Genomic DNA, 13,543 nt, shown 5'->3' with positions numbered 1-13,543 from the left:
CTGACCTTAGGCTCAGCCCACCAGCTGGTTCGCGCGTATCAGGCACGTGACCAGGAGGGTGAGCGCGACCAGCGCGCAGACGGTGATCTGCACCGGGAGCCGCAGCCGGCGGGGAGCCCAGACCAGCCCGCTCGCGATCACGACGCCGGCGACCAGTCCGCCTATGTGCGCCTGCCAGGCGATCGCCGACCAGGCGAAGGTGATCACCAGGTTGACCGCGAGCAGCAGCAGGATCGGTCGCATGTCGTAACGGAGCCGGCGGGCGAGCACCGCCGTGGCGCCGAAGAGGCCGAAGATCGCGCCCGAGGCGCCCAGCGAGAGCTGGGTCTGGTCGGCCAGCACGAAGGACAGGGTGGAGCCGGCGAGCGCCGAGAGCAGGTACAGCGCCACGAAGCGCACGCGGCCGAGCGCGCTCTCCAGCGGCGGCCCCAGCAGCCACAGGCCCAGCATGTTGAACCCGAAGTGCCAGATCTCCTGGTGGAGGAAGGCCGAGGTCAGCAGGCGGTACCACTCGCCGTCGGCCACGCCGATCCAGTTCGGCGCGAGAAACGTGCCGCCGTCCGTCGCGTAGCCGAGCATCCCGAGGTCGATCACCATCTCGTCGCCGCGCGCCAGCACCGCGAGGAAGACGACCGCGTTCATCGCGAGCAGGATCTTGGTGACGATCCCCGCGTCCCCGGTGACGCGGCCGCCGGCCAGCGTCCTGGGACGGGCGGCCCTGGTGGCGCCGGCGGCGCCGCGCACGCACCGCGGGCACTGGTAGCCGACGGCGGCCTCCACCATGCAGGAGGGGCAGATCGGGCGGTCGCAGCGGGTGCAGCGGACGCCGGTCTCCTGGTCCTGGTGCTGGTAGCAGCGGGCGAGCCCCGGCTGCGGATGCTGCTGGGCCATGGTGTCCCTTCCCCGCTGGCGTGCCCCGAGCCGATGAGAGACCGGCCCCCTGATCCTACGGACAGGGGGCCGGATTCGTTCCCGGAAAGCGGACTTCCGGTCAGCGGCTCTCGATCGTGACCGACTCGATCACCACGTCCTCGACCGGACGGTCGGTGTTGCGGTCGGTGGCGGTGGTGGCGATCGCGTCCACGACCTTCTGCCCCGCCTCGCCGGTGACCTCGCCGAAGATGGTGTGCTTGCCGGTCAGCCAGGTGGTCGGCGACACGGTGATGAAGAACTGCGAGCCGTTGGTCCCGGGACCCGCGTTGGCCATGGCCAGCAGGTACGGGCGGTCGAAGGACAGCTCCGGGTGGAACTCGTCCTGGAACTTGTATCCCGGGCCGCCGGTGCCGTTCCCCAGCGGGTCGCCGCCCTGGATCATGAAGCCGCTGATCACCCGGTGGAAGACCGTGCCGTCGTAGAGCTTCTCGGTGGACTTCTGCCCGGTGGCCGGGTTGAGCCACTCGCGCTTGCCCTCGGCGAGCTCGACGAAGTTCTTGACCGTCTTCGGCGCGTGGTCGGGGAAGAGCCGCACCTCGATGTCGCCTCGGTTGGTCTTCAGGGTGGCATAGAGCTGCTCAGCCACGATCTACCTTCCGTCTACGTTCAATGACGGTCACCGATCCTGCCACGGAACGCCGACACGCCATGCCCCCGGATGGCCCTTTCGCGTGCTGAATCCCCGCGTACCCGGCATGATTTGCGCACGAGTGGACAAGAGGAGTAGTCAGCGGGAAACCGCCACGAAAGATTACCAAGGAGGCGAAAACAGTGACCCGGAACGGGAAGGCAACTGTTCGACAGGCGGGCGACGCGGTGCTTCCCTACGCGCTCTCCGCCAGGGAGAACGCCGCACGCTACGCGCACCAGGCCCGTGCCTACGTGGCCCCTCGCGCCTCTCGGGCTGCTACCCAGGCCCGGCGACAGTATGAGGAGCAGTGGGTCCCCCGCGTGGAGCAGGCCCGGCTGGCCGCCGGCCCCGCGCGGGAGAAGGCGGCGCTGCGTTCGGCCGCCGCCGTCGCCGCGCTCCGCGGCGACCTCACGGCCGAGGAGATCCGGCACACCGCCCGCCGTCGGCGCCGGAAGGCGAGGAACGGGCGGATGGTCAGGCGGCTCGGGCTGATGGGGCTGGTGGCCGGCGGCGCGCTCGTCGCCTGGAAGTGGTGGAGCGCCCAGACCGACCCGGACTGGCTGGTCGAGCCCTCCCCGGCGACGGAGATCCCCACCGAGCCCGAGGAGCAGGCGCTCGGCTGAGCCGCACCGGGTCCGCACACGACGGAGCGGGCACGGCCGAGGCGTTTCGCCGCCTCGGCTCGCACCCGCTCGCCGTTCGCTTTCGGTCCGTTCCTGACCGTTCCCGACCGCTCGGGAACGGTCAGGTGCGGCCGCTGTCCTCAGGCCGCCTCGGTAGGGGTCAGCCGCCCATCCCGAAGATGCCGCCCCCGCCGGGGCCGCCGCCCGGGTCGCCGTTCTGGCCGCCCTGGTCACCCGGGTTGGTCGGGTCGACGACGGTGAGGGTGATCGGGGTGTCCGGCGCCGCCGGCTGGCCGGCCGGCGGGTCCATGGACACCACCAGGGCGTGCGGGACGTCGGGCCCCTGGACATTGACCTGCTGGAACCCCGCGCCGTTCAGCGTGCCCCGCGCCTGCTCCAGGTTCTGGCCGACGACGTTGGGCACCTCCGTCTCCTCCGGCGGCTCCTCGGTCTCCTGCGAGGGCATCGCGACGGTCAGCGTCACCAGACCGCCCGGCTCCTGCTGCGAGCCGGCGCCCGGGTCCTGGCTGATGACCTCTCCCTCCGTCCTGGAGTCGTCCGTCGCGTTCTGCCGGGTCACCGTGAACCCGGCGGCGGTCAGCTCGGACTGCGCCTGCTCGAAGGGCTTGCCGACCACGTCCGGCACCGACTCCAGCTCGGGAGCGGTGGCGACGGTCAGCGTGACCTCGCTCTCCGCCTCGACCTCGACGCCGCCCTCCGGGTCCTGGGAGAGCACCGTGCCCGGCTCGGAGTCCGGAGCCTCCTCCGTCTCCTGGCGCACGGTCAGACCCAGCTCCTCCAGCTCGGCCTCCGCGTCCTCGTAGGCGTCGCCGACGACGTCGGGCAGCTCGACCGGCGCGGGACCGTCCGAGGGGATCACCGTGACGGTGTCGCCCTCCTTCAGCTCGGTCCCCGACTCCGGGTCGGTCCGGCAGACCGTCTCCTTCTCCTCCTCGCAGGGCTCGGGGTCCCCGACGGTGGACGCGAAGCCGAGGCCGTCCAGCCGTTCCTCGGCCGCCTCGACGGACTCGCCCGCCAGGTCCGGCACCTTCAGCGAGCCCTCGGGCGGATCGTTGGAGAACATCGCCCGGCCGATCAGCACGGCGCCGACCAGCACCAGGATGCCGGCCAGCACCAGCAGGATCGTCGAGGTGTGACGGCTCCCCTGACGGCGGTCGGCGCGGCCGTAGTCGTCGTTGTACCCGTCGGAGTCCCCCGCGGGCGGCATCATCGTGGTCGCCGGGTCGGTCGGCCGCAGCATCGTGGTGGGGCGGTCGTCGTAGCCGTAGCCCGCCGCGCCCATCGCCGCGGCGGCGCCGACCGGGCGCCCGTCCAGCGCGGCCTCGATGTCGGCGCGCATCTCGTCCGCCGACTGGTAGCGGTAGTCCGGGTCCTTGACCAGCGCCTTCAACACGATGGCGTCGGTGTCGGGGGTGATCTCCGGATCGAAGACGCTGGGCGGCTGCGGCTCCTCCCGCACGTGCTGGTAGGCCACCGCGACCGGCGAGTCACCGAGGAACGGGGGGCGCACGGTCAGCAGCTCGTAGAGCAGACAGCCCGTGGAGTACAGGTCGGACCGCGCGTCGACCGTCTCGCCCTTGGCCTGCTCGGGGGAGAGGTACTGCGCGGTGCCGATCACGGCCGAGGTCTGGGTCATGGTCATGCCGGAGTCGCCCATGGCGCGGGCGATGCCGAAGTCCATCACCTTCACCTGGCCGGTGCGGTTCAGCATGATGTTCGCCGGCTTGATGTCCCGGTGGACGATGCCGTTGCGGTGCGAGTACTCCAGCGCCTGGAGGATGCCGATGCACATCTCCATCGCCCGCTCCGGCAGCAGCTTCCGCCCGGAGTGCAGCAGCTCGCGCAGCGTCGAACCGTCGACGTACTCCATCACGATGTAGGGGATGGAGATCCCGTCGACATAGTCCTCGCCGGTGTCGTAGACGGCGACGATCGCCGGGTGGTTCAGCGAGGCGGCCGACTGCGCCTCTCTGCGGAACCTGGCCTGGAACGTGGGGTCGCGGGCGAGGTCGGCACGGAGCGTCTTGACCGCGACGGTGCGACCCAGCCGGGTGTCGTGAGCCAGGTAGACCTCGGCCATTCCGCCCCGGCCCAGCACCTGGCCCAGCTCGTACCGCCCGCCGAGGCGACGCGGCTCATCCATGTTTCCAGCCCTCTCCGTGTGGTCCCGGCCGCGCCCCCCTGGTCGTACTCGGGCTTGGGGAGCCAGACCCTGGCTTACGGTACCCGGCGGGGATGAACCCACCGGGTGGCGGTGGGCGGCCGATATCCAACCGGTATCGCCCAACACCGCAACCGGACCCAAGGCCGGTCCCGGATATGACGTGTGTTCGGTGGTTCCCGGTTGCCCGCCGGGGCGTGGAAAGGAGTGCCCGGCGCCCGCGCGGGGCGACCGGGGCCGTCACTCCTGGTCGTCGGCCAGCACGGCCGCCATGACGTCCATCGCGATGGGCGCGGCCAGGCCGCTGCCGGAGATCTCGTTCCGGTCGACCTCCTCGTCCTCCACCACCACGGCCACCGCGACGGGGGAGCCCTCGTCGGTCATCGCGTAGGAGATGAACCACGCGTAGGGCGGCTCGGAGTTGTTCTCACCGCGCTGGGCGGTACCCGTCTTGCCCCCGATGCGGATGTCGCCGTCGATGGAGCCGCGGTCGATGTTGTTGGCCTCGACGACCTCCTCCATCGCCTCCTGGAGCTCCCGCGCGTTGTCCCCGGAGACGGGCTCGCCCAGCTCCTCCGGGTCGTGCTGCTCTATGACGTTCAGATTGGGGGCGACCAGCTGGTCGACCATGTAGGGGGACATCAGCGTGCCGTTGTTGGCGACCGCGCTGGCCACCATCGCCATCTGGAGCGGGGTGGCCCGGTTCGACGCCTGGCCGATGCCGGCCATCGCGTTCTGCGGGCGGTTGTCCTCCGGGTAGATGCTCGCGTTGCTCCGGACCGGGACGAAGTGCTCCTCGTTGAAGCCGAAGCGCTCGGCCATCTCGATCATGTCCTCGTTGCCCACGTCGTTGCTCAGGCCGGCGAAGACGCTGTTGCACGAGTAACGCATGGCTTCGCGGACGTTCGCGTCGGCGCAGACGCCGGGGACCTGGTTGTCCAGCGGGACGTTGTCCGTGTCCGGGAGGATGTACGGGTCCTCGTACTCGGTGTCCTGGTCGATGTCGTCGATCAGGCCGCTCTCCAGGGCGGCGGCGGCCGTGACCACCTTGAACGTGGAGCCGGGCGGGTAGGTCTCCCGCAGCGCCCGGTTGAGCATCGGCTTGTCCTCGTCGCTCTCCAGGGCGGTCCACGCCTCCCCGTCCTCCGCGCCGTACCCGGCGAACGAGGAGGGGTCGTAGGACGGCGTGGAGACCATCGTGAGGATCGCGCCCGAGCGCGGGTCAAGCGCGACCACCGCGCCCTTGCGGTCGCCCAGGCCCTCGAACGCGGCGCGCTGGGCGTCGCCGTTGAGCGTGGTGATGACGTCGCCGCCGCGCTGGTCCTTGCCGGTGATCATGTCGATCGTGTTGTTGAAGAACAGCCGGTCGTCGTCGCCGGTGAGGATCGAGTCGTTGACGTACTCCAGCTGGTTGGTGCCGAACGCCTGCGAGGCGTAGCCGGTGACCGGCGCCCAGATCTCGCCGTCCTCCCAGGTCCGCTTGTAGCGGAAGTCCGCGTCGTCCGTCTCCTCGGAGCCGGTGATCGGCTCGCCGTCGACGATGATGTCGCCGCGCGGGTTGGAGTAACGCTCGATGGCGACCCGGCGGTTGTCCTCGTGACTCTGCAACTCGTCGGCCTGGACGAACTGGATGTAGTTCACCCGGACCAGCAGCGCCAGCATCAACAGCCCGCAGAACACGGCCACTCTGCGCATCGGCTTGTTCATGGACGGACCACCTGAGTCATCTCGGAGTCGAGGGAGGGCGCCGGCGCGGGCGCGGGTCTGCGGGCAGTGTCGCTGATGCGCAGTAGGAGCGCGATAAGCGCCCAGTTGGCGATCACGGAGGAACCACCCTGCGCCAGGAACGGCATGGTCATGCCGGTCAGCGGGATCAGCGCGGTGACGCCGCCGGCGACCACGAAGACCTGGATCGCGAAGACACCGGCCAGGCCGATCGCCAGCAGCTTGCCGAACGGGTCACGGGCCGCCAGCGCGGTGCGCATCCCGCGCTCGATCAGCAGCGCGTAGAGCATGATGATCGCCATCAGCCCGGCCAGGCCGAGCTCCTCGCCGACCGTGGCCAGGATGTAGTCGCTCTTCGGCGCGATGCCGCTGATCAGCCGCGAGTACCCCTGGCCGAGCCCGGAGCCGAAGAGGCCGCCGGAGCCGAACGAGAACATCGCCTGCGCGGTCTCGGTGACCCCGTCGTTGGCGGCCCGGTCCAGCGGGTTGAGCCAGTTGTCGACGCGCTCGCCGACGTGGGCGTTGGTGCTGGCCACGAAGACCGCGCCGCTGGCGGAGAGCAGCAGACCGAAGACGATCCAGCTCGTGCGCTCCGTCGCCACGTAGAGCATCACGACGAAGATGCCGAAGAAGAGCAGCGAGGTGCCCAGGTCGGTCTCGAAGATCAGGATCAGCAGACTGATCGCCCAGATCACCAGGATCGGGCCGAGGTCGCGCCCCCGGGGCAGGTACAGCCCCATGAAGCGGCGGCTGGCCAGGGCCAGCGCGTCGCGCTTCACCATCAGGTAGCCGGCGAAGAAGATCGCGATCACGATCTTGGCGAACTCGCCCGGCTGGAGGGAGCCGACGCCCGGGATCTGCACCCAGATCCGGGCGCCGTTGATCTCCTTGCCGACGAAGATCGGCAGCGCCAGCAGGACCAGGGCCACCACCATCGAGATGTAGGTGTACCGCTGGAGCAGCCGGTGGTCCTTCAGCAGGAGCAGCACCCCTATGAAGAGCGCGACGCCCACCGTCGACCACATCAGCTGGTTGGGGGCCATCGGGCCGCCCAACGCGTCGGTGGTGATGGTCGGCTCCTGGTCGAGCCGCCAGATCAGCACCAGGCCGAGCCCGTTGAGCAGGGTGGCGAGCGGCAGCATCAGCGGGTCGGCGTAGGGCGCCCAGCGGCGGACCGCGAGGTGGGTGACACCGGCCAGCAGGCCGAGACCGAGGCCGTAGCCCAGCATCCCGGCGGGCAGCGTCCCGTCCTTGGCCAGGCCGACGTTGGCGTAGGCGAAGACCGGGATGACCACCGCGAACACCAGCATCAGCAGCTCGGTGTTCCGGCGGCTCGGCAGGCCGCCGGGTGAGACGGTCGTGTTGTTGTTGCTGCTCATGCCTTCAGGTCTCTCGGTCCGCTGCGACGCGCACTAGACGCTCACTATGTGCCGCACTGCTTGGCCAACTCGCGCTGTTCCTCGGTCAACTCGGGACCCTGCGGCTCCTCGGTCGGCGCGTCGGGGTCCTCCTTGCCCGGGGTACCGCCCTCGGTCCCCTGCTCGCCCGACTGCTCCCCGTCGGGCTGCTCCTCTTCCGGCTGCTGCGGCTCTGGGGCCTCGGACTGCTCGGCGAGCAGGTCGCAGACCTCGGCCTGCGCGCCCAACTCGCCCAGCTGCGCCCTGGCGTCGTCCAGGCTGTCCGCGGAGATGTCGTTCTCCACCTGGCTGCGCTGGTAGGCGGGCAGCGAGTCCACCCTGATCTCCGGGTGGTCCTCCTTGACGCTGCTGAGGTCCAGCGGGCCGAGGCCCTGGCTCAACCCCTGGTAGAGCGCGAGGTGGTCGCCGTTGACCCCGACGTAGTACTGCGTCTGCGTCCAGCGGTAGCCGGCGTAGAGCCCGCCGCCCACCACCGCGACCGCGAGGCCGACCAGCAGCCAGTTCCGCACCGGGCGGCGCTTGGGCCGCTGGGTGACGTACTCGTCGTCCGGGTAGAGCTGGCCGAAGACGCCCGTCGTCGGGTCGGGCGAGCCCTGGGCGCCGCCGGCCGCCGCCGGCGGCGGCTGCTGCCGTCCCAGCTCGGCGGCGCGCGCCGCCGGGGTGCGCGGGGTGCCGGACGAACGTTGCGCCTGCGTCTCGGCGACCGCGCCCACGATCTGCGGGGCGTCCGAGAGCTGCATGGTCAGGGTGTCGCTGACCTGGCTGTCCATGTCGACGACGTCGGCGATGATGCAGGTGATGTTGTCCGGGCCGCCGCCGCGCAGCGCCAGCTCGATCAGCTCGCGCACGGTGTCCTGCGGCGCCGCGTTGGTGACCATGGCGTCCCGCATGGTCTCCAGGCTGACCACCCCGGACAGGCCGTCCGAGCAGAGCAGATAGCGGTCCCCGGGGCGCACCTCGCGGATGGAGAGGTCGGCCTCGATCCGGTCGGCGCTGCCCAACGCCCGCATCAGCAGGGAACGCTGCGGGTGGGTGGTCGCCTCCTCCTCGGTGATCCGCCCCTCGTCGACCAGCCGCTGGACCCAGGTGTGGTCCTGCGTGATCTGCGTCAACTCGCCGTCCCGCAGCAGATAGGCACGGGAGTCGCCGACGTGCACGACGCCCATCCGCTGGCCGGTCCACAGCAGGGCGGTGAGCGTGGTGCCCATCCCGTCCAGCCTGGGGTCGTCCGAGACCATGCCGCGCAGCTGCTCGTTGGCGCGCTGGACGGAGGCGTCCAGCGAGGTCAGCAGGTCCGAGCCGGGGATGTCGTCGTCGAGCGGGACCAGGGTGGAGATGACCTCCGAGCTGGCCACCTCGCCCGCGGCCTGGCCGCCCATGCCGTCCGCGATGGCCAGCAGGCGGGGGCCGGCGTAACCGGAGTCCTCGTTGTGGGCCCGGATCATTCCGACATGGGAGCCGGCGGCGAATCTCAGTGACAAACTCATGCGCGCCTCTCCCACCCTCCGGTCGTCATTGTGATCGGACCTACTTCCGAAGCTCGATGACCGTCTTGCCGATCCGGATCGGCGCGCCGGGCGGAATGGGGACCGGGGTGGTCAGTCGGCCTCGGTCGAGATAGGTGCCGTTCGTCGAGCCGAGGTCCTCGACGATCCACTGGCCGTTCTGGTCCGGATAGATCCGGGCGTGGCGGCCGGAGGCATAGTCGTCGTCGAGCACGATGGTCGAGTCGTGTGCCCGGCCGAGCGTAATGGTCTGCCCCTGGAGGGCGACAGTGGTTCCGGTCAGGGAACCTTCGGTGACGACCAGTTTGGTCGGGGCGCCGCGCCGCTGCCTGCCGCGCCCCGCGGGCTTGGCCTGGCCCTGCTGTTGCTGCTGCGGTCGGCGCTGCGCCGCCGCCTGGTCCGGGCGTCGGACGGCGGCGCGCTGGGTGACCCGGGTGCCGAACAGATCGCTGCGGATCACCTGGACCGCCACGATGACGAACAGCCACAGGACGGCCAGGAAGCCCAACCTCATGACCGTCAGGGTCAGCTCTGACATTGCCCCCCGCTTACCCTTCGGCTTGCCGGTAGATGACTGTGGTGCTGCCCACGACGATCCGTGAGCCGTCGCGGAGCGTAGCGCGTTTGGTGTGCTGTCCGTCCACCACGATCCCGTTGGTGGACCCGAGGTCGCGCACGGAGGGCGGTTCGGTGGCCTGAATCTCACAGTGCCGGCGGGAGACCCCGGGGTCGTCGATGCGCACGTCGGCCTCGGTGCTCCGGCCGATCACCAGGGAGCCGCGGGAGATCTGGTGGCGGGTGCCGTTGATCTCGACCCAGCGGCGGGTGCGGCCCGGCGCGGACTGGCCGTAGGGCGCCGAGGGCGCGTTCGGCGGGCGCGGGGGTGCCCCGGGCGGGGCGTTGGGCGGGCGCGGCGGCGCGCCGGGCGGCGGGTAGCCGGGGGAGCCGGTGAACGGCTGCTGCTGCGGCGGTCCGCCATAGGTCGGGGCCGAGGGCGGCGGGGGCGCGCCCTGTCCCGAGGACGAGGCGGCGAGCGTGCGGCTGCGCACCCGGTAGAGGCCGGTGTCCAACGCCTCGGCCTGCTCCAGGTGGACGCGGATCTCCCCCATGAACGTGTACCGCTGCTGCTTGGCGTACTCCTTGACCATGCCGGCCAGTTCGTCGCCCAGCTGCCCGGCGTAGGGGCTGAGCCGCTGGTAGTCGCCGGTGCTCAGCTCGACGATGAAGTCGTTGGGGACGACCGTGCGCTCACGGTTCCAGATGGTGGCGTTGTTGTCGCACTCACGCTGGAGCGCGCCGGCGATCTCGACCGGCTGTACCTCGGACTTGAAGACCTTGGCGAAGGTGCCGTTGACGAGGCCTTCCAGCCGCTGCTCGAAGCGCTTCAGTACTCCCATGTGCACCTCCTTCTCCGTTGTCCCGGCACGCGGCTGAAGTGGTAGGGCTAGCTGATCGTATCCACGCGCGAGACGCCCAGGTGGTTCCCACCTGGACACCGGGGCTCCCTCCCGGATCGTAGGGGGGAGCTTGCAACAGTGTCGCGCATCTCGGGAGGTGATGCGGAGGGACGGGGGCGGTGCGCGGGTCAGCGCGGGGGCGCGGGGTGCGGACGGGGGTGCGAAAAGGCGTGTGAGGGCACCCTTGCGGGCGTGCTAGCCTTCTGGGTGTCGGAAGGCGCTCCGGTCCTCGCGGGGGCAGGGAGAGACGGACGACAAGGTGCTTGCGCGGGTGGCGGAATAGGCAGACGCGCTGGATTCAGGTTCCAGTGCCCGAAAGGGCGTGGGGGTTCAACTCCCCCCTCGCGCACCAGAGAGAACCCCAGTTTATCTGGGGTTTTTCTGTTTTCCAGAAGGGCTGCGTGACCAACCGCGTGACCAACCCGTTGGTAACTTTCCGCGTGACCAACGACACGTGATCCTGCTCGCTCGCCAGTCGTCAGTCCGGAAGTCCTCGGGCCTCATCCCCAGGACCTCGCTCCGGCGGGCGCCCGTCGCCGCGACCGTGGTCGCAGGGGGGGCATCACGAGCGCGATGATGAAAAGCGTCACACCCGCGCTTGCGGCGCCTTGACCTGGCGCGCCGTGACCCCCACCGCCGAGCCCCGCAGGAGACACCCATGTCCGCGAACACCGTGGTCCGTCCCGCGCCGCCCGCCGGCTGGGATGTGGCCTGGGTGGCGTTCTCCGGGCACGGACTCCACGCCCCGTTCGGCCCCGGTGTCCTGGCCGGGCGCTCCGACCGGCTGGACGCCGCGCCACCTCACCTGGCCGGCGCCGGCGCGACGTGGCAGGGCCGGCGCGGCGGCCCCGCCCGCCCCGGCCCTGCCGGGGCGGGCGGTCCGCTCACTCGTAGACGCGCACCCAGCCCACCTCGAACTCGGCGGGCCGCAGGCCGGACTCGCCGGTGAAGTTGTCGAGCTGGATGTTCAGGTGTCCCGACGGCATGTCCTGGATGTCGCCGCGGGAGGAGTCCGCGCCGTCCGCCATGCGGAACCACTCCTCACCGTCGACGTATCCCACCACCTCGTCGGGCGTCCACTCGAAGGCGAAGTTGTGCCACTCGGTCATGTCCACCGGGCAGTGCTCGAAGTGCTCCTTCTCGTCCGAGGGGCTGTCCGGGTAGTGCATCCACGCCGAGACGCAGTCGGCGTCCGGGTCGGTGTACTCGACCCAGTCGTACTCGCCGTCCTCCAGCCGCTCCTCAGAGGTGGGCCAGATGAGGTGGAGCGGGTGGTACAGCCCGCCCTCGGGGCCGGTGTTGCGGGACCGGGAACGGATCTCCCAGCGGCCGTACTGGGCGTCGTACCGCTGCCGCAGCCACCCGGTGTCGCCGTTCTCCTCGCCGGTGATCGTCAGGACGCCGTCCTCGACCACGCTGTTCTTGGCGCAGCGGCGGCCGTTGCCCGCGTGACCCTCCCAGCAGCCCTCGGTGCCGCCGAACTCGCCGGAGGGCACGGCCCAGCGCTCGGGATCGACCGGGCCCTCGTAGTCGAACTCGTCGGAGACCGGCAGCGGGGTTCCCCAGCCGTGGCGCACGGCGGCCTCGGTCCCGTCGCCCGACTGGTCCTCGTCCTGGTGGGTGACGGTCAGCTCGTGGATCTCGACCTCGCCGTAGTTGTCCTCGTCGCAGGGCGAGGAGTTGCCACAGTTGGCCTGGGTGTAGGCGCCCGCCTTGAAGTAGTTGGTGGAGTCGGAGTGGTCGAGCGTGGTCTCCAGCTCTCCGTTGTAGTACACCTCGATCTCGCCGTCGCTGACCACGTACGACACCTCGAAGACGGTGCCCAGCTCGTAGTCGTCGGTGATCAGGTGGTGGTGCCGGGTGTCGCCCTCGGTGATCCAGAGTTCGGAGCCCTCCAGGCGGATGACGGTGACGTCGTCGTCGCCGCCGTGGATCTGGGCCCCGACGACGTGCGGCCGTTCCTCGGGGAGATGGGTGAACGCCTCCCTCACCGTCATGGTGTGGGTACCGGAGGTCGAGGACCACTCGATCTCGTCGCCACCGCCGGGTTCCATCTCCCGCAGCTCGGAACGCGGATAGCTGGAGCCGCCGGTGGTCACGCCGTTGACGGGGGCACGGAAGCGCACGGTGTCCCCCGAGTCGCCGACCCGGAAGTACGGGTCGTGGGCGAACTCGTCCAGTTCAGGCTGGTAGATCTCGGTCGGGTCCCCGTCGTCCCCGGTCGGCAGCGTCACCTTCCAGTCACTCAGGTCGAGGACCCGGGAGGGCAGTTCGGCGCCGCCGCCGCCGTCGTCGTCCTCGCCCGGCGTGCCCCAGACCTCGACCTCGGTGAGGCTGTTCCAGTCGCCTTCGCCGTCCCCCTCGTAGCCGTGCCCGAGGTAGCGCATCCGGGAGGTCTCGACCGGGTCGAAGGTGAACGACTCCAGGCCCGTGCCGGTGCCGCTGGTCTCCCCCTCGTGGACGGTCACCCAGCCGGAGCCGTCCCAGTACTGGAGCTCGAAGACGTTGCGCCGGTCGGCGCCCTGGTGAACGGCGAGCTTGACCTCGCTGACCGTCGCCGTGGAGCCGAGGTCGAGCCGCAGCCAGGCACCGTCCCCCTCACCGGACCACCGGGTGGTCAGGTCGCCGTCGACGGCGTTCCCGGGACCGTTCTCATCGCTCGTGCTGGCCGTCACGGCATCGGCGTCCGGGGTGATGTTCTCCTCGGCCGCCCACGCCGTCGTCGGCACGACCAGCGTGGCGGCCATCGCCGCGAGGGCGGTGAGCGCCAGTGGCCCGCCTCGTCGGCGCACGGCCCTGGCGGGGCGTTTCTTCCTCACGGAGAGTCCTCCTCCTGCTGCGGTGGGTGCTGTCGAGGCGCGATGCTAGGGAGGGCACGCGGGGAGGGGTCCCGGACGGAACGGCGGGGCGCGGCCCCGCGCGAGCCGTTCGGGGGATAACCGGTCTGGTCATCGCAGAATGGCCTTTTCTGCTTGTTTTCTGCGCGTTCTCGTGATTTCCCCATGGGTTTCTGTCAGGGTTGCTCACCGCCTGATGGTTACCGAGCGTGGAGGCTTCGTCATGGGGTGT

10 protein-coding genes, 1 tRNA gene and 1 pseudogene are annotated in these 13,543 nt (G+C 70.5%); 3 read left to right on the top strand and 9 right to left on the bottom strand.

Annotated features, from left to right (window positions below; translation table 11 throughout):
• Positions 1-12 precede the first annotated feature (12 nt).
• Positions 13-891, bottom strand: a complete 879-nt coding sequence (locus CRP51_RS17595) for a rhomboid family intramembrane serine protease (RefSeq protein ID WP_097232192.1) — start codon at positions 889-891, stop codon at positions 13-15.
• A gap of 100 nt (positions 892-991) precedes the next feature.
• Positions 992-1,519, bottom strand: coding sequence for a peptidylprolyl isomerase (locus tag CRP51_RS17590; protein ID WP_097232191.1), 528 nt, complete (start codon positions 1,517-1,519; stop codon positions 992-994).
• A 185-nt stretch (positions 1,520-1,704) separates the two neighbouring features.
• Here CRP51_RS17590 and CRP51_RS28540 point away from each other — a divergent pair, with 185 nt between their 5' ends.
• Complete coding sequence (locus CRP51_RS28540) at positions 1,705-2,187, top strand: DUF5324 family protein (protein WP_141514623.1); 483 nt, start codon at positions 1,705-1,707, stop codon at positions 2,185-2,187.
• A gap of 160 nt (positions 2,188-2,347) precedes the next feature.
• On the opposite strand, the gene pknB is transcribed toward CRP51_RS28540, so the two are convergent.
• From pknB to CRP51_RS17555, 6 genes are all read right to left on the bottom strand, one after another.
• The gene (pknB, locus tag CRP51_RS17580) at positions 2,348-4,351 is read right to left on the bottom strand and encodes a Stk1 family PASTA domain-containing Ser/Thr kinase (protein WP_097232189.1); all 2,004 of its coding nucleotides are present in this window, start codon (positions 4,349-4,351) and stop codon (positions 2,348-2,350) included.
• Between the two features lie 258 nt (positions 4,352-4,609).
• The gene (locus tag CRP51_RS17575) at positions 4,610-6,076 is read right to left on the bottom strand and encodes a peptidoglycan D,D-transpeptidase FtsI family protein (protein ID WP_097232188.1); all 1,467 of its coding nucleotides are present in this window, start codon (positions 6,074-6,076) and stop codon (positions 4,610-4,612) included.
• Positions 6,073-7,473, bottom strand: coding sequence for an FtsW/RodA/SpoVE family cell cycle protein (locus CRP51_RS17570; RefSeq protein WP_097232187.1), 1,401 nt, complete (start codon positions 7,471-7,473; stop codon positions 6,073-6,075). Before CRP51_RS17570 ends, CRP51_RS17575 begins: the two co-directional genes overlap by 4 nt.
• A gap of 44 nt (positions 7,474-7,517) precedes the next feature.
• Positions 7,518-8,999, bottom strand: coding sequence for a PP2C family protein-serine/threonine phosphatase (locus CRP51_RS17565; protein ID WP_097232186.1), 1,482 nt, complete (start codon positions 8,997-8,999; stop codon positions 7,518-7,520).
• Positions 9,000-9,039: 40 nt separating this feature from the next.
• Positions 9,040-9,555 (bottom strand): FHA domain-containing protein FhaB/FipA, encoded by a 516-nt coding sequence (locus CRP51_RS17560; protein WP_097232185.1) that lies wholly within the window; start codon positions 9,553-9,555, stop codon positions 9,040-9,042.
• Positions 9,556-9,565: 10 nt separating this feature from the next.
• A complete protein-coding gene (locus CRP51_RS17555) occupies positions 9,566-10,414 on the bottom strand; it encodes an FHA domain-containing protein (RefSeq protein WP_097232184.1) in 849 nt (282 codons plus the stop codon).
• 325 nt (positions 10,415-10,739) lie between these two features.
• Here CRP51_RS17555 and CRP51_RS17550 point away from each other — a divergent pair.
• Both CRP51_RS17550 and CRP51_RS29585 read left to right on the top strand, forming a co-directional pair.
• Positions 10,740-10,826: transfer RNA gene (locus tag CRP51_RS17550), tRNA-Leu, on the top strand.
• Between the two features lie 342 nt (positions 10,827-11,168).
• A pseudogene (locus tag CRP51_RS29585) lies at positions 11,169-11,300 on the top strand (aminotransferase class V-fold PLP-dependent enzyme); the annotation flags it as partial.
• A 58-nt stretch (positions 11,301-11,358) separates the two neighbouring features.
• Here the strand turns inward: CRP51_RS29585 and CRP51_RS17540 are convergent.
• Positions 11,359-13,293 (bottom strand): polysaccharide lyase family 7 protein, encoded by a 1,935-nt coding sequence (locus tag CRP51_RS17540; RefSeq protein ID WP_245880649.1) that lies wholly within the window; start codon positions 13,291-13,293, stop codon positions 11,359-11,361.
• Positions 13,294-13,543 lie beyond the last annotated feature (250 nt).

The sequence above is a fragment of the Streptomyces zhaozhouensis genome (genome assembly GCF_900230195.1).
GTDB lineage: Bacteria > Actinomycetota > Actinomycetes > Streptomycetales > Streptomycetaceae > Streptomyces > Streptomyces zhaozhouensis.
This window is presented reverse-complemented; position numbering and strand designations above follow the sequence as displayed.

Coding starts and splice junctions, on each gene's coding strand:
- CRP51_RS17555 (WP_097232184.1), bottom strand. CDS start 10,414: ATGGGAGTACTGAAGCGCTTCGAGCAGCGGCTGGAAGGCCTCGTCAAC.
- CRP51_RS17565 (WP_097232186.1), bottom strand. CDS start 8,999: ATGAGTTTGTCACTGAGATTCGCCGCCGGCTCCCATGTCGGAATGATC.
- CRP51_RS17570 (WP_097232187.1), bottom strand. CDS start 7,473: ATGAGCAGCAACAACAACACGACCGTCTCACCCGGCGGCCTGCCGAGC.
- CRP51_RS17560 (WP_097232185.1), bottom strand. CDS start 9,555: ATGTCAGAGCTGACCCTGACGGTCATGAGGTTGGGCTTCCTGGCCGTC.
- pknB (WP_097232189.1), bottom strand. CDS start 4,351: ATGGATGAGCCGCGTCGCCTCGGCGGGCGGTACGAGCTGGGCCAGGTG.
- CRP51_RS17575 (WP_097232188.1), bottom strand. CDS start 6,076: ATGAACAAGCCGATGCGCAGAGTGGCCGTGTTCTGCGGGCTGTTGATG.
- CRP51_RS17595 (WP_097232192.1), bottom strand. CDS start 891: ATGGCCCAGCAGCATCCGCAGCCGGGGCTCGCCCGCTGCTACCAGCAC.